Genomic DNA, 19,105 nt, shown 5'->3' with positions numbered 1-19,105 from the left:
ATTTGTGGGACAACGTGTAAGTAGAAGGAGACACGGGAAATGCCAACTGGCACCGTGAAATGGTTTAATACCACGAAAGGCTATGGGTTTATTGCCCCTGACGAAGGTGGCAAGGACGTTTTTGTTCATATCTCGGCCGTAGAACGGTCCGGTCTGACCGGACTCGCTGACAATCAGAAAGTCTCGTATGAGTTGGAAGACGGACGCGACGGCCGACAAATGGCCTCTGATTTGAAGCCGTTATAAAACACCCCGTCATCTGCGGGTACTAAAAGCAGGCCAACGGCCAATTTCCGGCCGTTGTCCATTCTCAAGGGTTTGAAACCTTATCCTCGCGCCGGTTTGGAATCGGCATGAGTGTTTTAGTTTTCGCCGAACACCACGATTTCCGAGCGTTCACACATAACACTGATGACTGATGTCATGAACCGCTCGAAATGGCATCATGACATCAGAAGAAAGAGTCTTGTCGGTTTTAACCCTCGCGAATGACTGCCTCGAACTCGCGCCATTCCCGTGTTGTCATGCCCGAGTTTTCCTGCGTCACGGCTTCGCCGGCCAACATGCGCCGCAGGCTATCAACCATCTGCGCCGAAAGGTTGACCGCGCCCAAACGGTAATCTTCGAACGCTCTATACGCGAAGGGCACCCAGTCGGCGACGATCTTGCACATCATGTCGGCGTAAACGCGGATTTCGTACTGAGCATGTGGATCGGCCCTCAAACGCAGGAAATGGAACAGGTTGTGCAGGTCCACCTTCCAGTACCACTGCGTGTAGATATTCGCAGGCAGGTTCATGCGCGCCAGTTCTCGCGCCAGCCCCTGCTGACCATCCTGGTTGATCATCGCTTCATAATTGTCGTAGCACCGCGCGCTATCGGCCTTGAGCATCTCAAGAACGCGGGCCGCCTCTTCCCCTTGAAGGGCGTCGCCCCGGCCCTGATTGTTCACTTCAGACTGCGCGGCCACATGGTCCGGCGCAGGGATATAGAACTCTCGGTCCAGAATCGAATACCGCGCAGAATACTCATTCACATTTGCGGTCCGGTGGCGAATCCACTGTCGCGCGACAAAGACCGGCAGTTTGACATGCAACTTGATCTCGCACATCTCAAACGGGGTCGAGTGCCAGTGCCGCATCAGATAGCGGATCAGGCCCTCGTCATTCTGCACCGATTTGGTGCCCTTGCCATAAGATACACGTGCCGCCTGACAAATCGCTGCGTCATCCCCCATGTAATCAATCACGCGTACAAAGCCGTGGTCCAGCACCTGATGCGCGGTATAGAGGTGGTCTTCCATCCCCTCAGCCACAACGCGGCGTGTTGGATGCGATTGCGCCCGTTGCGCTTCGATCTCGGCCAGTTGGTCAGAGGACAGCGGCATGAAAGTTCCTTTCCAGCAATGAGTCGCCCACCACTATATCTCGGCAATTCCCAGACCGGAACCGCGACATGTGCACCAAGCGTCGCAATTTCCAAATTGTGTCCGCCCTGCCCCTCGACACGCTTGGTCCGCGCGCTAAGCTGCAGCGCATCACCTGAATAGAAAGGAAGCCACAATGGGGCTGACATATCTTCACACCATGGTTCGCGTGAAGGATCTGGAGAAGTCGATGGCGTTCTACGAACTGCTGGGCCTGAAGGAAACCCGCCGGTATGACAGCGAACAGGGCCGGTTTTCGCTGATCTTCATGGCGCCGCCAGGGCAAGAGGACCGGCCAATCGAACTGACGCATAACTGGGACGGCGACGATAACCTGCCCAGCGACAGCCGCCATTTCGGGCACTTAGCCTACGGCGTCGATAACATCTACGAAGTTTGTCAGCATCTGCAAGACAACGGCGTCGTTATCAACCGCCCGCCGCGCGATGGTCGCATGGCTTTTGTGCGGTCTCCGGATAATATCTCGGTCGAACTGCTCCAAAACGGCAAAGCGCTGGAACCAGCCGAGCCCTGGGCCAGCATGGAAAGCACCGGCAGCTGGTGATCCGCTGGCTGATAGCGCTGGGTCTGGCCGTTCTGGCCAGCCCCGTTCGGGCCGAGACCTGCCGGCTTGCACTGGCGCTCGCTATGGATATCTCGACTTCCGTGGACGAGAACGAAGACGTTTTGCAACGGAAGGGTCTTGCGGCTGCATTGATCGCACCAGAAGTGGTCGAGGCATTTTTTTCGTCGCCCGCGCCGGTCGCGCTGGCCGTGTATGAGTGGAGCGGCCGCACCACCCAACGCGTTATTCTGAACTGGACCATGATCAACACCGAAGCCGACCTGCTGGTTGCCGCCTCAACGGTGCAGCAATCGGTTCGCTCGGACAGCGCCTCGGCCACGGCAATGGGTTATGCCTTGGCGTTTGGCGCGACTTTGATGCAGCAAGCGCCACCCTGCCTTTTTAACACCATCGATTTGTCCGGCGATGGCTCAAACAATGACGGCTATGGGCCGGACTCGGCATACCGGCACTTTCCTTTTCAAAACGTCGTGGTCAACGGACTGGTGATCAACGCTGCTGATTTTGAAGGAGAGCTGTTCCTCATCCCGTTTTTCGAAAACAACGTTCTGCATGGTCCTGGCGCGTTTCTTGAAATCGCACAAGGATTCGAGGATTTTGAACGCGCGATGCGTCGCAAGCTGGAACGTGAGCTGAAAGGATTGCAGATCGGTGCGTTGAAGGAGGGTGCACATCAATGATCCGCCTCCTGGCCGCGATATTTGCCATGTTCGCCAGCGCCGCCGCGTCGGAATGCAGGCAAGCACTGGCGTTGGGGCTGGACGTGTCCGGTTCGGTCGACAGCACCGAGTATAGGATGCAAACCGGAGGTCTGGCGGCAGCCTTGCAACGCCCTGAAGTTGTTCAACTGATACTGTCCGACATCGGCGCGCCTGTGCGATTGGCTATCTACGAATGGAGCGAGACCCGCCATCAACGCATGTTGGTAAACTGGACTGAGATCCGCACGGCACAAGATCTTGCACTGATCAGCGACCAATTGAAGACCGTCGCGCGGGGTAACGCACCACAGGGCACGGCTGTTGGGTCAGCAATGCGGTTCGGAGCCAATCTACTGTCGCAGCAACCGAATTGCTGGAAACGCACATTGGATCTGTCAGGGGACGGCAAGCACAATCTGGGCCCTCATCCACGCAGCGTGAAAGCCGAACTGGAAAACACCGGCATCACGATCAATGGGCTGGTGATCGGAGCCGACGATCCCAGTCATGGCGACAAACGCTATGTCCAGGTCGGTGAGCTTTCCGCCTATTACAACACATGGGTTATACTGGGGCCCGGAGCATTCGTCGAAGTCGCTTTGGGCTTTGAGGCCTATGAGGACGCAATGACCCGAAAACTGATACGCGAGCTAGATGGGCTCACCCTGTCCGATGCCACAGATACCCTGCGCCCCTGATCAATAGATGTACCGGATTTGGTCCGTCCAATACCGCTCGACCCGCCGCAGGGATGTGGTGATATCATCGATGCCTTCCAGCCCCAACACGCCGCGATTTTGCAGCCCCTCAGCGTGGCGCGAAAACAGCTCAGATACGACATCGCGTATCTCACGACCGCGTGGGGTCAATCGAACCCTTACGGATCGGCGGTCGATCTCGCATCTTTGATGGTGCATGTACCCCATTTCGACCAGTTTCTTCAGGTTGTAGCTGACGTTGCTGCCCTGATAATACCCGCGACTTTTCAGTTCACCCGCGGTGACTTCATGGTCGCCGATATTGAACAAAAGCAAGGCCTGCACGGCGTTGATCTCCAATACGCCAACACGCTCAAACTCGTCCTTGATGACGTCCAATAGCAACCGGTGCAGCCGTTCCACCAAGGCAAGTGCCTCAAGATAGCTGGTCATGAACCCTTTGGTTCCCGGCGCGGAGACCTGCATTTCCATACTCATCCGATCCTCCGATTCAGTCGCGCTGTTTCAGGCAGGATGAATGGAAATCCCGAAAAATCGGTTAAGCCGGGTTTTCTTTTATTTTTGAAAGGTCTGAGCGATGTCCGATATCAATTCGGAATAGGTTTCGGGCGGCTGCACCTGCCCTGTGACCCACTGATAAAGATCCTGGTCGTTTTCGTGCAGCAACGCATCATAGTTATCCAGATCCGACGGCTCCATGGCCGTCAGGTTTCGGTCAGCATAGGCCGACAGGATCAGATCCATTTCCTTGATCCCACGTCGCATGGATCGCATCTTCAGCCGCTTAATTCTAACGTCCCGAGGTTCGTTCACCGACCTTGCTCCAGCATCAGACGCAGCCGTTTTTCCAGTTTCGCTGCCCGCTCGGCACTGGCGCGCATCTCGCCGCGAATGGAACGCAGCTCAGCCACGACATCCGCAAGCTCGGGTGCGCCCTCTTCCGCTTCGACGGGGGCATCCATGCCTTCGCCTTCACCGGTCAGCAACCACATGATCGACACGTTGACCATGCCTGCCATCATGGAAAGACGGTTCGCCCGCGGTTCGGACAGATCGTTTTCCCAAGCTGCAATTGTTGTCTTTTTCACGCCAAGCCTGCGGGCCATCTGGGCCTGGGTCATACCAGCCGCTTCGCGTGCCCCTGCCAGCCTGTCCCCGAATGTCGCAGAGTCCGGTCCGTACCAGTCATTCTCGTCGTTCATCGGGCTCTCCAAGTCCATAATTCATATCGCTTGATCGTCATTCCGGCGCACCCTATGACAGTCAAGCTGAACATACAAATCGAGGCCGACCATGAGTTTCCTTTCTGCGACACTGTCACGCGTGAAGCCATCGCCCACCATTGCGATAACCGCTAAAGCGGCCGAATTGAAAGCTGCCGGGCGCGATGTCATCGGCCTAAGCGCGGGCGAGCCTGACTTTGACACCCCGCAGAACATCAAGGACGCGGCCGTTGCGGCCATCGCGGCCGGTAAGACCAAATATACCGCGCCTGACGGCATCCCAGAATTGAAACAAGCGGCCTGCGCCAAGATGAAGCGTGACCACGGCTTGGATTACACGCCCGCGCAGATTTCGGTCGGCACCGGCGGCAAGCAAACCTTGTACAATGCCCTGATGGCCACGATGAACGAGGGCGATGAGGTTGTGATCCCTGCACCCTATTGGGTTAGCTATCCCGACATGGTGCTTTTGGCCGGAGGCACTCCGGTAATCGCGGAAACTTCGATCCAGACCAACTTCAAACTGACTGCAGATCAGCTTGAGGCTGCGATCACGCCAAAGACCAAATGGCTTATCTTCAACTCACCGTCGAACCCCACCGGTGCAGGCTACAGCCGTGAAGAGTTGAAAGAACTAACCGACGTCCTAATGCGCCATCCGCATGTTTGGGTCATGTCCGACGACATGTATGAACATCTGGCGTATGACGGGTTCGAATTCTGCACACCGGCGGAAGTTGAACCCCGCTTGTATGACCGGACGCTGACCTGCAACGGTGTCTCCAAGGCCTACGCCATGACTGGGTGGCGCATAGGTTACGCGGCAGGACCGGTCGAGGTCATCGCCGCCATGCGCAAGATCCAATCGCAATCAACTTCGAACCCCTGCTCGGTCAGCCAATGGGCGGCGGTTGAAGCGCTGAACGGCACTCAGTCCTTCCTGGCCCCCAACAACGAAACGTTCAAACGCCGCCGTGATCTGGTTGTTCGCATGCTGAACGAAATCGACGGCATCAGCTGCCCAACCCCTGAGGGCGCGTTTTACGTCTATCCATCCATTGCCGGGCTAATTGGCAAAACCACCCCCGCAGGCACTGTGATTGACTCGGATGAGGCTTTTGCGACCGCATTGCTGGAAGAGGTGGACGTGGCCGTCGTGTTCGGTGCGGCCTTTGGCCTGTCGCCAAACTTTCGGGTCAGCTATGCGACCTCGGACGAGGCGCTGACCGAAGCCTGCACCCGCATCCAGCGCTTTTGCGCATCATTGATTTGAGTAAGCGCAAATGACGTCGGAACTGCCCGAATATTATTTCCGCGTTCGCGAGAATGGTGCGGCGGTTTTCAGGGTCGACACTGAAAACCGCCAGCGCCGGATCGAGATGGATCAGATCGCGGTCATCAACATCCGCAATGGCGAGGTGAAACCGCAAGGCCAACGCACGTTGTCCGACGCCGACAAGGCCGAGATTGCCCGTTGGATGGAGGCGCGAAAAGCGTTGCTGGCCCAGCGCGACATCGACGAAATTCACCGCGCGGTTGATTATCTGAACCTCACCACGCAATGGGCGCAATCCAAGGCGACACCAGAGCAGCTTGAGGACGTAACCGACCGGTTGCTGCTGGCCATGCATGATCTACGCTCTGTCCTGGTGCGAAAAAAGGCAGACCGCTTCGGCAAAGACTGACCCGCCGAATCTTACTCGGCGGGCACACCGACCTCGCGGACCGAGCGCATCCAGAACCGCGCCATCAGCATAACCGCTGCGCAGGCCAGGCCCAGAACAAGGCCCAGCCAGACTCCGATTCCGTCCATGCCCAACACGAAGCCAAAGTAGTACGAGGACGTAATCCCCACGCCCCAATAACTGAGCGCGGCCATGACCATCGGGACCTTTGCATCCTGCAAGCCGCGCAGCAGCCCCAACGCAATGACCTGTGCCCCGTCCACCAATTGGAACAAAGCCGCCATGGCCAGCAGGCCTGTACCGATCATCAGGATTTCCGGACGCTGCGGGTCATCCGGTTCCATGAACAGGGAAATCAAAGGCTCGGCATAGACTAGGAACAGGATGACAGTCAGGACCGAGATCACCAAAGACATCCCCGTCACCGCAATCGCGCCGCGTTCCAGATGTGGCCTATCTTTCCGGCCCAACGCGTTCCCTGCCCGGATCGTCGCAGCGTTTGACAACCCCAGATGCACCATGAACGTCGCGGATGCCAAATTCAGTGCAATGCCATGTGCCGCCAGCGGAACCTGACCCAGCCAGCCCATCATGATCGCTGACATTGCGAACAGGCTGACCTCGGACAGGGTCGTCAGGCCAATCGGGACGCCAAGGCGGAGAACGCTCAGAAACATCTCCCAGTCCGGACGCCAGAACCTTTGGAACAGGCTATGCTCGGGCAAAACGCGCATGGCGTAGATCACCACGCAAACCAACGAGACGACCTGAGTGACAACCGACGCGATGGCGGCGCCCATCACACCCAGCTCAGGGGCTCCCCAATTGCCGAAGATCAGGGCATAGTTGGTGATCGCGTTGACCACTGCAGCGGCCACGGTGATCCAGAGCACGATCTGGGTCCGCTCCAACGCGGCCAGATAGGATTTCAACACCATGACCAAAAGCGCCGGAATTAGGCCCCACCCAGCAACCCTAAGATATTGGGACGCGGTTTCAGCGACTTGCGGGTCCTGCTTCAACGCAAGGAAAATAGGGTACGACCACCAGAGCATTGGCATCATGACGGCCGCGTAGATAAGCGACAACCACAACCCCATGCGCGTTGTACGGCGAATACTTGTTTCGTCTTCTTCAGCCGCAGCCGTCGCCACCATTGGCATAACAGCCAAACCGAATCCGGCCCCAAACAGGAACAGCACAAAGAAATAGCTGCTGGCCAAGGTCACGGCGGCCAGCGCCTCGACACCGTACCAACCCAGCATGACCGTGTCCGTCAGCCCAATAGCAAATTGGGCCAGGTGCCCGCCGATCAGCGGCAGGCCCAGCACAGAAATGGCCCGGAAGTGGCCACCATATGTCATCACCTTACTCATCCGAACAGCCTTATGCCCGGCCCGAGGCCGGGACAAGAGGCGAACGACGAAATTTCACCTTGAGACTACACCCGCAGGTTCAAATGTTACCTGAGAGGACTCTTGTCACATCGTTTCAGGATGCAGTGAATTGCCCAGAATATGTTCCGAATGCTGGATCACGTGATGTGCCTGCCCCACGATCAAAGGATCGGGGCTGTCGACAATTTCATGGTTCTTGTCCGGATAGTCCAGCGTAGACAGGAAGTGGCGCATGCAATTCAGGCGCGCGCGCTTTTTGTCGTTCGATTTCACGATGGTCCATGGGGCGTCGGCGGTATCGGTATAAAAGAACATCGCCTCTTTGGCCTCGGTATAATCGTCCCATTTATCAAGGCTGGCCTTGTCGATTGGTGACAGTTTCCACTGTTTCAGAGGATCGGTTTCGCGGCTTTTGAACCGGCGTTGCTGTTCAGGTTGCGTGACCGAAAACCAGTATTTGTAGAGCTGGATACCCGAGCGCACCAGCATCCGCTCCAGCTCGGGCGTTTGGCGCATGAACTCGAGATATTCGTTGGGCGAACAGAAACCCATCACCCGTTCAACCCCGGCGCGGTTGTACCAGGATCGGTCGTAGAAAACCATTTCACCCACAGTGGGCAATTCCTGAACATAACGCTGATAGTACCACTGCCCCTTCTCTTCCCAGGTGGGCTTGTTCAGGGCAACGACACGCGCTTGGCGTGGGTTCAGGTGCTCCATAAAGCGTTTGATCGTTCCACCTTTGCCTGCGGCGTCCCTGCCCTCGAACAGCAGGACAAATCGCTGCCCGGTTTCCTGCGCCCACAGCTGCACCTTCAGCAATTCTGCCTGCAGCTTCGCCTTTTCCGCCTCATACGCTTTGCGCGCCATCTTGCGGTCATAAGGATATTTGCCGCTTTCAAAGGCCTGACGAATTCTCTCGGGGCTAGGCTCGATCGGTGAGGTTTTGGCTATCGCCGACAGGTTGGCAGGGTCTTGCACATCCTCGATCTGCGTCACTACTTCCATTCAGGTTCTCCTTGTCTCACTGTCCGGAAAAACGCCTAGCAGTCGGGTGAAAAACACGCTTTGATTGGTGTCAAATTTCTACATCTTTCTGGGCGTGTGCTTCAGGTACAACAAAGGGCTTCGGCTATGGAAAACAAGTTCATTGATCTTAACGGCCAGAGGTTCCTACTGCGCAGCTGGGGGGACCCCGACCTTCCGCCCCTGTTGATGCTTCACGGGTTTCCCGAATATAGCGGCGCGTGGCAAGACCTGGCCCCGCATTTGTCCTCCGACTTTCATTGCATCGCCCCCGATCAACGCGGTTACGGGCAAAGCTGGGCGCCGGAAGGCGTTGGCCATTATGCGCTGTCGCGACTGGTCTCGGATATGGTGACGCTGATTGTGGGGTTCGCCCGTCCGTTTTTTGTTCTTGGCCACGATTGGGGAGCGTCCGTGGCCTATGGTTTGGCCATGTTCCGCCCTGATCTGGTGGACCGGTTGATCATCGCCAACGGCGTTCACCCAGCGCCCTTCCAACGGGCCATGGCAGCAGGAGGCGCGCAATCCGAGGCTTCGCAATACATCAATGCCCTGCGCGCACCAGACGCGGCTGAGCGTTTGTCGGCGGACAATTTCGCCAAACTCGAACAGTTCTTTCGTTTCGGGATGGGTACAGACTGGCTGACGGACCAGCAAATGCAGGTCTGTCGTACGGAATGGGCGCGGCCCGGGCGGCTGGAAGCCATGTTGAACTGGTATCGGGCGTCACCGCTGGTGGTCGCGAAACCCGGCGAACCGCGCACGGATCTGCCAGAGCTGCCGAAGGAGCGGTTGATGGTTCGCTGCCCCCACCTGTTGCTGTGGGGGCGTGAAGACAAGGCGTTGCTGCCAGAATCCACTGAGGGTCTGGAAGACTACGCGCCCGACTTGACGCGCATCGACATTCCGAACGCTGATCACTGGCTGCATCACCAACAGCCCGAAGCTGTGGCACAGGCAATCATGGGCTGGATGGCGCGCTAAATTCGTTTACCGGTGCCCCCAATCCGCCGGGTCATCCGAGTTGTTGGGTGACAGGCCCAATATGTCACCATCTGTGGAACACCCCAGCCCCAAAACGGTCCGGTTCGCATAAGAGAAATACGCGCAGACCTGATTGATTTCGAGGATCTCGCCATCGTCCCATCCGGCCGTGCGCAGGGCTTCCACGTCTTGCTGTTTCAACTCCGGCGGGACCTCGGTCAGCTTGCGCGCGTAGCGCATGGCCTCGATCTGGGCCGCATCCAAAGGGGCCTCCTCTGGCGTGCCAGCCTCAATCGCCGCGCGAATTGCCTGGCTACGCTCCGGATCGCCCAACAAACGCTGCAAACCGCTGTAATGGTGCTCAACACAATAGCTGCATTTGTTCAGCGCGCTGACCCACACACCCAACACCTCAAGAAACCACTTCGGGATCGTGTTGGCGGAATGGTGAAGCACGTTCTTGTACATGGCCATGTGACCTTCCATCGAATGTGGCCGCAAGGAATGCACCATCATGATGTTGTCGACGTTGTTGCCGGGGCCCGTAACACGTTCGTACAGTTTCCTGAGTTTTCCTGTTGCTTCATCAAAAGGGATGGTTCTGATCCAGCTCATCTCTTTGCCTCCGGTATCCATTTGCTTTTGCAGCCAAACCTATACAGAATGCAGGAAAAGTGCGAGGCCTTGGCGACCACGTCTACCTGGAACATTTCACCTGACTGCAATGAGATCACTCTGGGCATTCTCCACCGCCACCTGATAAAGAACTGCCGACCCCCCGTTTCACTATTTTGATTTTTCAGCGATGCGCCTTCCTCTGTTCTTGTTTGTCTTGTCAATCTGCGGCCTGTTTGCGGCACTGTTCCACCCTGCTCTCTCTGATTGGGCAATGGTCGCGGGGCCTTGCACCATCGCAAGCGCAATATTGCTGCTTGGAAAATGGTTGCGCAGATCGAAAGCCCCGAAGAACTGGGCCGTAGTTGATGGATCAAATATTTTGCACTGGCGAGAGGGCATTCCGGACATTGCCACCGTGCGCGAAGTTGTCGACGCTTTGACCACCTCCGGCCTGACTCCCGGCGTCGTGTTCGATGCAAATGTCGGCTACAAAATCTCGGATCGCTACATGAACGACAAAGCCCTTGCCTCATTGCTTGGGTTGCCCGTTGACCGCGTTATGGTCGCCCCCAAGGGAACGCCAGCCGACCCGCCTGTTCTACAGGTCGCTCGCGACCTAAGTGCTACCATTGTCACAAATGACCGTTTTCGCGATTGGGTTGACGATTATCCGGATGTGCTGCAGGCCAAAGAGCTTGTGCAGGGTGGCTATCGGAATGGGGCTCTCTGGCTGGCGTTGTGACCATGGTTCCAGCTGGGTCAAACATGTAGCGTTTCAACCTCAGCTCCCAATCACGGCGCACCACAGCCGACAAACCGCACACAACACTTCGCGCGCCCCTTCCCCCGGACCACATCCCCTGCCATAATGGGACCAAACCCAAAAACAAGAGCAGCACCCATGCCCGACGATCTGTTGACGCCAGAAGCGACCAATACCTATGACGCCTCCTCGATTGAGGTGCTTGAAGGTCTGGAACCGGTCCGCAAACGCCCCGGCATGTATATTGGCGGCACGGACGAACGCGCGCTGCACCATATGGTGGCCGAAATCCTCGACAACTCGATGGACGAAGCGGTCGCGGGCCACGCCAACCGGATCGAGGTTGAGCTGCACGCAGATTACGCCCTGACCGTGCGCGACAACGGGCGCGGCATTCCGATCGATCCGCATCCGAAATTTCCCGACAAATCAGCGCTAGAGGTGATCCTCTGCACCCTACACGCGGGCGGCAAATTCTCGGGCAAGGCCTATCAGACCTCGGGCGGTCTGCACGGTGTGGGTGCGTCGGTTGTGAACGCGCTGTCGGATTCGATGGTCGTTCAGGTGGCGCGTGACAAACAGCTGTTCGAACAGCGCTTTTCACGCGGCATCCCTCTGGGCCCTGTCGAAAAAGTCGGCGCGGCACCCAACCGGCGCGGCACCACTGTGACATTCCACGCAGATGAAGAGATCTTTGGCCACCACAAGTTCAAACCGGCGCGGCTGTTCAAATCCATCCGCTCCAAGGCCTACCTGTTCTCGGGCGTCGAAATTCGCTGGAAATCCCATATCGACGACGGCGAAACGCCAACCGAAGCCAGCTTCCACTTTCCCGGCGGTCTATCGGACTACCTGAAGGAAACGATGAACGGCTCGTCCACCTATGCCGAGCAACCCTTTGCAGGCACCGTGGACTTCCGGGAAAAGTTCGGCACCCCCGGCAAGGTCGAATGGGCGATCAACTGGACGCCCTCGCGCGACGGGTTCATCCAGTCCTATTGTAACACCGTCCCCACCCCCGAAGGCGGTACCCATGTGGCGGGTTTCTGGGCTGCGGTCCTCAAGGGGATCAAGGCCTATGGCGAACTGATCAACAACAAGAAGGCCGCGCAGATCACCCGCGACGACCTGATCACCGGTGGCTGTGCGCTGGTATCCTGCTTTATCAGCGAACCGGAGTTCGTCGGCCAGACCAAAGATCGCCTTGCGACGGTCGAGGCGCAGCGGCTGGTAGAGAATTCGGTCCGCGACCATTTCGATAACTGGCTGGCCGCGGACACGAAATCCGCCGGTGCTATTCTCGATTTCCTCATTCTGAGGTCCGAAGAACGTCTGCGCCGACGCGCCGAGAAAGAAACACAACGTAAGTCCGCCACTAAAAAACTTCGTCTCCCCGGCAAGTTGGTGGACTGTTCTAGTTCAACACGCGACGGAACAGAATTATTCATCGTCGAAGGAGATTCTGCGGGCGGTTCTGCAAAAATGGGCCGAAACCGCAAAACGCAGGCCCTGCTGCCCCTGCGCGGCAAGATCCTGAACGTGCTGGGCGCGGCCAGTTCCAAACTGGGCACCAACGCCGAGATCAACGATCTGACCCAAGCGCTGGGTGTGGGACTTGGCACCAAGTTCAACGTCGATGATCTGCGTTATGACAAGATCATCATCATGACTGACGCGGATGTGGACGGCGCGCATATCGCGGCGCTGCTGATGACGTTCTTCTTTACCCAGATGCGCCCGATGATCGACACGGGCCACCTGTACCTGGCCTGCCCGCCCCTGTATCGCCTGACCCAAGGCGCCAAGCGGGTTTATTGCCTGGACGAGGCCGAGCGGGATGAGTGGCTTGAAAAAGGTCTGGGCGGCAAAGGCAAGATCGACGTCTCACGCTTCAAGGGTCTGGGTGAGATGGACGCCAAGGACCTGAAAGAAACCACGATGGACCCCGCGTCCCGGAAATTGATCCGGGTCACCATCGACGAGGACGAACCCGGCGAGACCGGCGATCTGGTTGAGCGCCTGATGGGCAAAAAACCCGAACTGCGGTTCCAGTACATTCAGGAAAACGCGCGGTTTGTGGAGGAGTTGGATGTTTGACTGCTAGAATTGAAGGAAAGATATTTGATTGACGAAGAACTTCTTGAACTACTCCGAATAAAAAACGGAAAGCTTTTTCACCGAGAAGGACGCAGCCTAGAGTTCAAAGAGCAATTCAATCTCGCTGGACTGGCGGATTATTTCCGTGACTTCGCCGCTTTTGCGAACAATCGAGGCGGATTTTTGGTCTTCGGTGTCAAAGACGCACCTCGTGAAATTTCCGGCCTTTCTGAAAAGTCTGCCGCAGCATTCGACAATGTTGATCCTGAAAAAATCACAGGGTTTCTTGGGAGATTGTTTTCGTCGGAAATTCGGTGGGACGCTGTAAGTTTAACAATTGATGACAAGAAATTCGGCGCCTTTAAGATCTATGAAGCCAAAACCAAACCAGTCATATCTCTTGCAGATGAGGGAAAAGACCAAACACTGAGAAATGGCGATATTTACTATCGTTATGGCGGCCGCACGCAAAGAATTCTTTCTGCTGAACTTCAAGCAATTATTGGCGACCGTATCAACGCTAACAATAAAGCTTGGATTGAGCACGTTCAGCAAATTGGCACTACTGGCCCCCAAAATGCGCTAGTAGTGAATACAACTGATGTAATGTCAAAAAGTACAGGGAAACCACTTGTTATTGACACTGACTTGGCGAAAAAACTTCAGTTCATTAGAGAAGGCAACTTCGATGAAAAAGAAGGTGCTGCAACACTCAAACTTATTGGTGACGTCGTCCCGGTAAATGCCATTGAGATCGAAAAAGAAGTCGAGCGGGATATATTTGAGAAGTATCCATACAGCGCGTTAGATGTTTGGAAGAAAATTCAAAAACTGATACCGGGCGTAAAGCAAGCTAACGTTTGGAAAGCTATCAACGAAAACGGCCTGAAGGGTGACGAACGCTATTCAAAGTATAATTTTAGAAACCGTCAACAAGAAGAAAAATACAATGCAACCGGCTTGGTTTCGAGCGTGACTCCTGTGATCTACAATGAAAACGCTATAGTTTTTTTGGAGAACATCCTCAAAGTTCCGTAGATGTTTAACTATCAAGCGAAATTTCTAACACACAATACTCCCCTTGCCTAACCCGTTGATCCCGTTCACACTTGCGCGCAATTGTCATCGAAGAACGACATTTGAGGTTCCGAGCGTCCAAGACCCAATTTGAACGAACACAAATTTCGAACGGGAGGACGACATGAAAGCACTAACCCTCGGGCTGGCCTTTGCCTTGTTGGCCAGTCAGGCAAGCGCGCAGCAGTCGCTGATCGGCGCATCGCCTATTCCAGTCGGGGCAGAGTTACGGTTCTGCTATTACAATGGCCTCGCTTATTCGGTGGACGCCTATGTTGTGATCTCTGGCAACAACACCGTGACCGAAACGTCCAGTGCGCGCGAAGAACACCTTCTGCGTTGTATCAAAGGCGGCGACGGTGCCATGAAGTGGAAACCAGAGAGCGGTATTCAGGTCAATCGCTGAATTAAATGGTCGGGCCATCTAGCCCACCTTCTCCTCCAGCCAGTCTGCAATCTGGCCGGCGGGTTGTTCCCAGCCGGGCTCCATGAACAGGAAATGCGCGTGGTTTTCCACCGGCATAAACGTCGCGCGATCCCCGTACAGATTGGCCAGCGCACGGCAGGTATCGGGGTTGACGGCACGATCCTCGGTGCCCGACACGATCAGCACCGGGCAATCGACCTTGTCGATATCGACCTTCATTGCGTGGTGGTCGTCGAACATCCAAAAGAACATCTCGAACATCACCCGCCCGCTTTCTGCACCCAGCTGGTCGAACACTTCACGCTGCTGCGCCTCGGGCATCTTGTTCAGCGCAAAAGGGGCCATCAGGTTGAACTCGACATGCATGGGTTGTTTCCAGAACGCCCCGCCCTCCATCAGCGCGCGCGGGATGGCGCGTTCATCGTCGGTTTCGGGCAAGGTGCCCCACGGCGCGTTCGGGTTGATCAGGACAATGGCACTGGCCAACCCACGCTCGGCCACCTGCTGCGCCACAACGCCCGCGATGGCATGGCCGAGGATGACCGGCTTGCTGTCCAAGCCCTGCACGAGCTCGGCAATATCATTGGCATAATCCGCGACACTGGTATCCGTAAGTCCGGGGTCAGGTTCGGCCTTGGGGTCCCCACCATGAAAGCGCAGCGCAGGGGTGTGCACCGTCCAGCCGCGCGCGCGGAAGAAACCCGCGTAGTCCGCCATACACCAAGGTCCGGCAAAGGCCCCGTGGATCAGAACAATCTCTTTGGTCATCAAAACGCCCTCTTGTCACTTGTCCCCACTATGCGAGACGACAGGCGCGCGCGGCAAGGCCGCCGGGATCAGACCGACATACCGATCAGGGCAACGCCAACAGCCATCAGTAGGGCCGCACCAAGGCGACGCATCCAGTTGCCCTCATGCAGGAAGATAAACCCGATCAACGCAGCGAAGATCACCGAAGTCTCACGCAATGCTGAAACCGCACCCAGTGGTGCGAAATTCTTGGCGTAAAGCACCAGACCATAGGCCGTCATCGACACCAGCCCGCCCAGGATTCCGATCATCCAGACCTTGGTCGGAAGCTGTGCCAACGTATCCCGCTTTTTGATGCCGACGAACCCGGCGATGAACAGGTGCAGAAACGCGCCCCAGGCCCAGTAGCTGAGCGTATTGCCCGACAACCGCACCCCGATGCCATCCACGACCGAATAAATCGAGATGCAAAACCCGGTACCCAGAGCAAACCCCAGCGCCCAACGCCCGACACCGGACCGCAAGGCCGTCCAACTGCTGAGCTGAATACCAAGCGCGATCAGTGCAATCCCGCCCCATGCCTGCAACGGCAGCACCTCGCCCACCAGGATCATAGCCCAGAGCGAGACCAGCGCAGGCACGATACCGCGGGCGATCGGATAGACGATGCTCAGATCCCCATGCTGATAAGCTTTTCCCAGCATGTAGTAGTACCCAAAATGTACGACGGTCGAGATCAGGATATAGGGAAAGCTCTCAGCGCTGGGCAGAGGCAGCAACAGGACCATGGCCGTTGCAGGGATAACATGCCCAAATGCGACAAGGCCCAAAGTGGTCGTTCGGTCGGCGGCTGTTTTGACGATGGCGTTCCACACCGCATGCAGCAACGCAGCCGTCAAAATGATGGCGATGACAAACAGAGTCACGTCCGAACCTTTCGCGCAGAGAGAACCGGCCCAAGAAACGGGCCGGTTTCGTTACTTGCACAGAGCAAGACCGATCACAATGCAGCCTTAAACAGAGCGGTCAGATTGTCCTCTGTCAATTCGATTGGGTTACCACCACAAGACGGATCGATGATCGCGCCTTGCACCAGTTTCGGGATTGCAGCTTCGGTCACACCCAGTTCGGACAGTCTGGTTGGGATACCCAGCGCGTCGTTGAACTCCTGCACAAAGCCGCGGACGCCGTCAAAGCCGCCATCAATTCCCAGATAGGCCGCCGCTGACTGAAACCGGTCAGCGATAGCTGGGGCATTGAATTCCAGCACTGTGGGCATGCAAACCGCGTTGGTGGTGCCGTGGTGAGTGTTGAAAACAGCGCCAATCGGGTGGCTCATGGCGTGGATCGCGCCTAGGCCTTTCTGGAAGGCGGTCGCCCCCATCGCTGCCGCGCTCATCATCTGCGCGCGGGCCTCAATATCCGTGCCATCTGCATAGGCGCGTGGCAGGTACTCCTTGACCAGCCGCATACCTTCCAGCGCAATGCCGTGGCTCATCGGATGATAATGCGGGCTGGAATACGCCTCGACACAATGCGCAAATGCATCAAGACCGGTGCCCGCCGTGATGAATTTGGGCATGCCAACTGTTAGCTCGGGGTCGCAGATCACCACGGTCGGCAGAACCTTGGGATGGAATATGATCTTTTTCGCATGGGTTTCGGAATTCGTGATGACACTGGCGCGCCCGACCTCGGACCCGGTCCCGGCTGTGGTCGGCACAGCGATAATCGGTGCAATGACATCCGAATCCGCGCGTGTCCACCAATCGCCGATATCCTCGAAATCCCAAACCGGGCGCGTCTGCCCTGCCATAAAGGCAACCATCTTGCCCAGATCCAACCCGGAACCGCCGCCAAAAGCGATCACACCATCATGGCCGCCCGCATTGTAGGCCGCGACCCCTGCCTCAAGATTTTTTTCGTTCGGGTTAGGATCCACGTCGCTGAATAGCCCGCGCCCCAGCTCTGCGGCCTCCATGATATCCAGCGTCGCCGCGGTGATCGGTAGATCGGCCAACCCTTTGTCGGTGACCAACAACGGCCTTTTCATACCAGCGGCAGCACATGCCTCGGGCAGTTCCTTGATACGGCCTGCGCCGAATTTGATAGCGGTCGGATAGGACCAGTTTCCAACAAGTGACATGTCAGGTTTCCTTTGTGATTTGAGACCTGCCCGGCCGAGGGGGTCTGAACCGGGCAGGCCGTTGCCCTTAGCCCGTGACCTTTTTCAGGTGGTAGGATTTAGGACGTGTCAGGTTGTGATAGCCAATGACGGACAAACCGCCGCCGCGGCCGGTATTCTTGCAGCCAGTCCAACAAAGGCCCGGATCCAGGTAATCGGCGCGGTTCATGAACACGGTTCCGGTTTCGATCGCATCGCCCACGCGTTCGGCCCGGTCTACATCGCGGGTCCACAGGCTGGCGGTCAGACCAAATTCACTGTCATTCATCAAGGCGATGGCTTCGTCGTCCGAGGACACTTTCATAATGCCGACCACGGGGCCGAAACTCTCGTCCTGCATCACCCGCATGTCATGGGTGACGTTGGTCAGGATCTGCGGTGTCAGATAGGCCCCACCATCGTCCTCGGGGAACGTGCCGATATGAGCCACCGCCCCGGCCGCAACAGCCTCGGTGATCTGCGCGCGCACCTCTTTGGCAAAGCGCACATTGGCCATTGGACCAATCGTTGTATCGCTGTCCAGAGGATTGCCCAGCTTATAGCCTTTCACAACCTCAACCGCCTTGGCGACGAAGGCATCATACAGGCTATCGTGGACGTAAATCCGCTCGATCCCGCAGCAGCATTGGCCCGAGTTGAACATCGCGCCGTCAATCAACGTATCCACCGCAGCATCCAGATCGGCATCGTCCATGACATAGCCCGGATCTTTGCCACCCAGCTCGGTGCCAACACCGGTGAATGTCCCTGCAGCCGCGCGCTCCATCGCTTGGCCACCACCTACTGAACCGGTGAAGTTCACAAAGTCGAACGCATTGCCTGCAATCAGGTCATTGGTCACGTCATGGCTCAGGAAGACATTCTGAAATACATCTTCGGGCACACCCGCGGAATGAAACGCTTGCGCCATGCGCTCGCCCACCAGCAGCGTCTGCGTGGCATGTTTCAAGATCACAGTGTTCCCCGCGATCAGGGCCGGGGCCACGGTGTTGATTGCGGTCATGTAGGGATAGTTCCAGGGCGCCACCACAAAGACCACGCCATGCGGAATGCGCTTGATATAGCGTTTGAAGGCTTCGTCCTCGCCCACTGCGATATCAGCCAGAGACGCCTCGGCAATCTGAGCCATATGGCTCGCACGTTCGTTAAAGCCGCCGAACTCACCGCCATAACGTACCGGACGCCCCATCATATGCGCCAACTCGGGCACAATCTCATCGTTCATCGCCCCAACCGCAGCCACACCGGCCATGACAAGATCGATACGTTCCTGCAACGGCCGCGCTGCCCATTCTGCCTGTGCCGCCCGCGATCGCGCTGCCGCTTCAAACGCTGCATCCCGTGACAACACCTCACGTTCAGCAAAAACCGATCCATCAATCGGCGAGACACATTTCAACATCTGCCCCATAACCACTCCATTTCCGAAAGAAACAGGATC

The 19,105-nt window shown here is 56.8% G+C and carries 22 protein-coding genes; 11 read left to right on the top strand and 11 right to left on the bottom strand.

Going from position 1 to position 19,105, the window contains the following annotated elements; all coding sequences use genetic code 11:
* The first annotated feature begins 39 nt into the window (after positions 1-39).
* On the top strand, positions 40-246 hold the full coding sequence (locus AC2FI8_RS05140) for a cold-shock protein (RefSeq protein WP_010439113.1): 207 nt from the start codon (positions 40-42) through the stop codon (positions 244-246).
* 229 nt (positions 247-475) lie between these two features.
* On the opposite strand, the gene thyX is transcribed toward AC2FI8_RS05140, so the two are convergent.
* Positions 476-1,387 carry an FAD-dependent thymidylate synthase gene (gene thyX, locus AC2FI8_RS05135; protein ID WP_496723627.1) on the bottom strand — a complete coding sequence of 304 codons (912 nt, stop codon included), beginning with the start codon at positions 1,385-1,387 and terminating at the stop codon, positions 476-478.
* A 175-nt stretch (positions 1,388-1,562) separates the two neighbouring features.
* On the opposite strand from thyX, the gene AC2FI8_RS05130 reads away from it, so the two are divergent.
* From AC2FI8_RS05130 to AC2FI8_RS05120, 3 genes are read left to right on the top strand one after another with little or no spacing between them, the layout of a single operon-like run.
* Positions 1,563-1,991, top strand: a complete 429-nt coding sequence (locus AC2FI8_RS05130; RefSeq protein ID WP_496777590.1) for a VOC family protein — start codon at positions 1,563-1,565, stop codon at positions 1,989-1,991.
* Positions 1,988-2,692, top strand: coding sequence for a DUF1194 domain-containing protein (locus AC2FI8_RS05125; protein ID WP_496777588.1), 705 nt, complete (start codon positions 1,988-1,990; stop codon positions 2,690-2,692). The genes AC2FI8_RS05130 and AC2FI8_RS05125 overlap by 4 nt, the downstream gene beginning before the upstream one ends.
* Positions 2,689-3,411 (top strand): DUF1194 domain-containing protein, encoded by a 723-nt coding sequence (locus tag AC2FI8_RS05120; protein ID WP_496766886.1) that lies wholly within the window; start codon positions 2,689-2,691, stop codon positions 3,409-3,411. Before AC2FI8_RS05125 ends, AC2FI8_RS05120 begins: the two co-directional genes overlap by 4 nt.
* Here AC2FI8_RS05120 and AC2FI8_RS05115 read toward each other — a convergent pair whose 3' ends face one another.
* The 3 genes from AC2FI8_RS05115 to AC2FI8_RS05105 form a co-directional block, all read right to left on the bottom strand.
* Entirely contained in the window at positions 3,412-3,909 is a 498-nt protein-coding gene (locus tag AC2FI8_RS05115; protein ID WP_282169244.1) for a MarR family winged helix-turn-helix transcriptional regulator, read from the bottom strand. It lies immediately after the preceding gene.
* A 78-nt stretch (positions 3,910-3,987) separates the two neighbouring features.
* On the bottom strand, positions 3,988-4,197 hold the full coding sequence (locus AC2FI8_RS05110; RefSeq protein WP_496777586.1) for an FAD assembly factor SdhE: 210 nt from the start codon (positions 4,195-4,197) through the stop codon (positions 3,988-3,990).
* Between the two features lie 44 nt (positions 4,198-4,241).
* Entirely contained in the window at positions 4,242-4,634 is a 393-nt protein-coding gene (locus tag AC2FI8_RS05105; RefSeq protein ID WP_496766884.1) for a helix-turn-helix domain-containing protein, read from the bottom strand.
* 91 nt (positions 4,635-4,725) lie between these two features.
* Here AC2FI8_RS05105 and AC2FI8_RS05100 point away from each other — a divergent pair, with 91 nt between their 5' ends.
* Together AC2FI8_RS05100 and AC2FI8_RS05095 are read left to right on the top strand one after the other, a co-directional pair.
* Complete coding sequence (locus tag AC2FI8_RS05100) at positions 4,726-5,928, top strand: pyridoxal phosphate-dependent aminotransferase (RefSeq protein ID WP_282169242.1); 1,203 nt, start codon at positions 4,726-4,728, stop codon at positions 5,926-5,928.
* Between the two features lie 10 nt (positions 5,929-5,938).
* Positions 5,939-6,340 carry a hypothetical protein gene (locus tag AC2FI8_RS05095; protein ID WP_496777584.1) on the top strand — a complete coding sequence of 134 codons (402 nt, stop codon included), beginning with the start codon at positions 5,939-5,941 and terminating at the stop codon, positions 6,338-6,340.
* Between the two features lie 11 nt (positions 6,341-6,351).
* On the opposite strand, the gene AC2FI8_RS05090 is transcribed toward AC2FI8_RS05095, so the two are convergent.
* Positions 6,352-7,716, bottom strand: coding sequence for an MATE family efflux transporter (locus AC2FI8_RS05090; protein WP_472724093.1), 1,365 nt, complete (start codon positions 7,714-7,716; stop codon positions 6,352-6,354).
* A 105-nt stretch (positions 7,717-7,821) separates the two neighbouring features.
* Positions 7,822-8,745 (bottom strand): polyphosphate kinase 2, encoded by a 924-nt coding sequence (gene ppk2 / locus AC2FI8_RS05085; protein ID WP_496777581.1) that lies wholly within the window; start codon positions 8,743-8,745, stop codon positions 7,822-7,824.
* 126 nt (positions 8,746-8,871) lie between these two features.
* Between ppk2 and AC2FI8_RS05080 the strand changes: the two genes are divergently transcribed.
* Entirely contained in the window at positions 8,872-9,747 is an 876-nt protein-coding gene (locus AC2FI8_RS05080) for an alpha/beta fold hydrolase (RefSeq protein WP_496777578.1), read from the top strand.
* Positions 9,748-9,753: 6 nt separating this feature from the next.
* Here the strand turns inward: AC2FI8_RS05080 and AC2FI8_RS05075 are convergent, their stop codons facing one another.
* Positions 9,754-10,362, bottom strand: coding sequence for a carboxymuconolactone decarboxylase family protein (locus AC2FI8_RS05075; RefSeq protein WP_282169237.1), 609 nt, complete (start codon positions 10,360-10,362; stop codon positions 9,754-9,756).
* Positions 10,363-10,552: 190 nt separating this feature from the next.
* Between AC2FI8_RS05075 and AC2FI8_RS05070 the strand changes: the two genes are divergently transcribed.
* From AC2FI8_RS05070 to AC2FI8_RS05055, 4 genes are all read left to right on the top strand, one after another.
* Positions 10,553-11,107, top strand: coding sequence for an NYN domain-containing protein (locus AC2FI8_RS05070; protein ID WP_496777575.1), 555 nt, complete (start codon positions 10,553-10,555; stop codon positions 11,105-11,107).
* A 159-nt stretch (positions 11,108-11,266) separates the two neighbouring features.
* Positions 11,267-13,225 (top strand): DNA topoisomerase IV subunit B, encoded by a 1,959-nt coding sequence (gene parE, locus AC2FI8_RS05065; RefSeq protein ID WP_496723650.1) that lies wholly within the window; start codon positions 11,267-11,269, stop codon positions 13,223-13,225.
* Positions 13,226-13,249: 24 nt separating this feature from the next.
* Positions 13,250-14,263 (top strand): ATP-binding protein, encoded by a 1,014-nt coding sequence (locus tag AC2FI8_RS05060; protein ID WP_496777573.1) that lies wholly within the window; start codon positions 13,250-13,252, stop codon positions 14,261-14,263.
* Between the two features lie 163 nt (positions 14,264-14,426).
* The gene (locus tag AC2FI8_RS05055; RefSeq protein WP_496774945.1) at positions 14,427-14,708 is read left to right on the top strand and encodes a hypothetical protein; all 282 of its coding nucleotides are present in this window, start codon (positions 14,427-14,429) and stop codon (positions 14,706-14,708) included.
* Between the two features lie 18 nt (positions 14,709-14,726).
* On the opposite strand, the gene AC2FI8_RS05050 is transcribed toward AC2FI8_RS05055, so the two are convergent.
* The 4 genes from AC2FI8_RS05050 to AC2FI8_RS05035 all read right to left on the bottom strand — a co-directional run bounded on the left by AC2FI8_RS05050 (position 14,727) and on the right by AC2FI8_RS05035 (position 19,075).
* Positions 14,727-15,497, bottom strand: coding sequence for an alpha/beta hydrolase (locus AC2FI8_RS05050; RefSeq protein ID WP_496777571.1), 771 nt, complete (start codon positions 15,495-15,497; stop codon positions 14,727-14,729).
* Between the two features lie 68 nt (positions 15,498-15,565).
* Complete coding sequence (locus AC2FI8_RS05045; RefSeq protein ID WP_496777568.1) at positions 15,566-16,405, bottom strand: EamA family transporter; 840 nt, start codon at positions 16,403-16,405, stop codon at positions 15,566-15,568.
* A 74-nt stretch (positions 16,406-16,479) separates the two neighbouring features.
* The gene (locus AC2FI8_RS05040) at positions 16,480-17,625 is read right to left on the bottom strand and encodes an iron-containing alcohol dehydrogenase (protein ID WP_496766875.1); all 1,146 of its coding nucleotides are present in this window, start codon (positions 17,623-17,625) and stop codon (positions 16,480-16,482) included.
* A gap of 67 nt (positions 17,626-17,692) precedes the next feature.
* Positions 17,693-19,075: an aldehyde dehydrogenase family protein gene (locus AC2FI8_RS05035; protein WP_496766874.1), complete on the bottom strand. Its 1,383-nt coding sequence runs from the start codon at positions 19,073-19,075 to the stop codon at positions 17,693-17,695.
* Positions 19,076-19,105: the final 30 nt, after the last annotated feature.

It is taken from the genome of Ruegeria sp. CDSB029 (assembly GCF_059611125.1).
The sequence above is the reverse complement of the archived record's forward strand: the minus strand, read 5'-3'. Positions and strand labels throughout refer to the sequence as shown.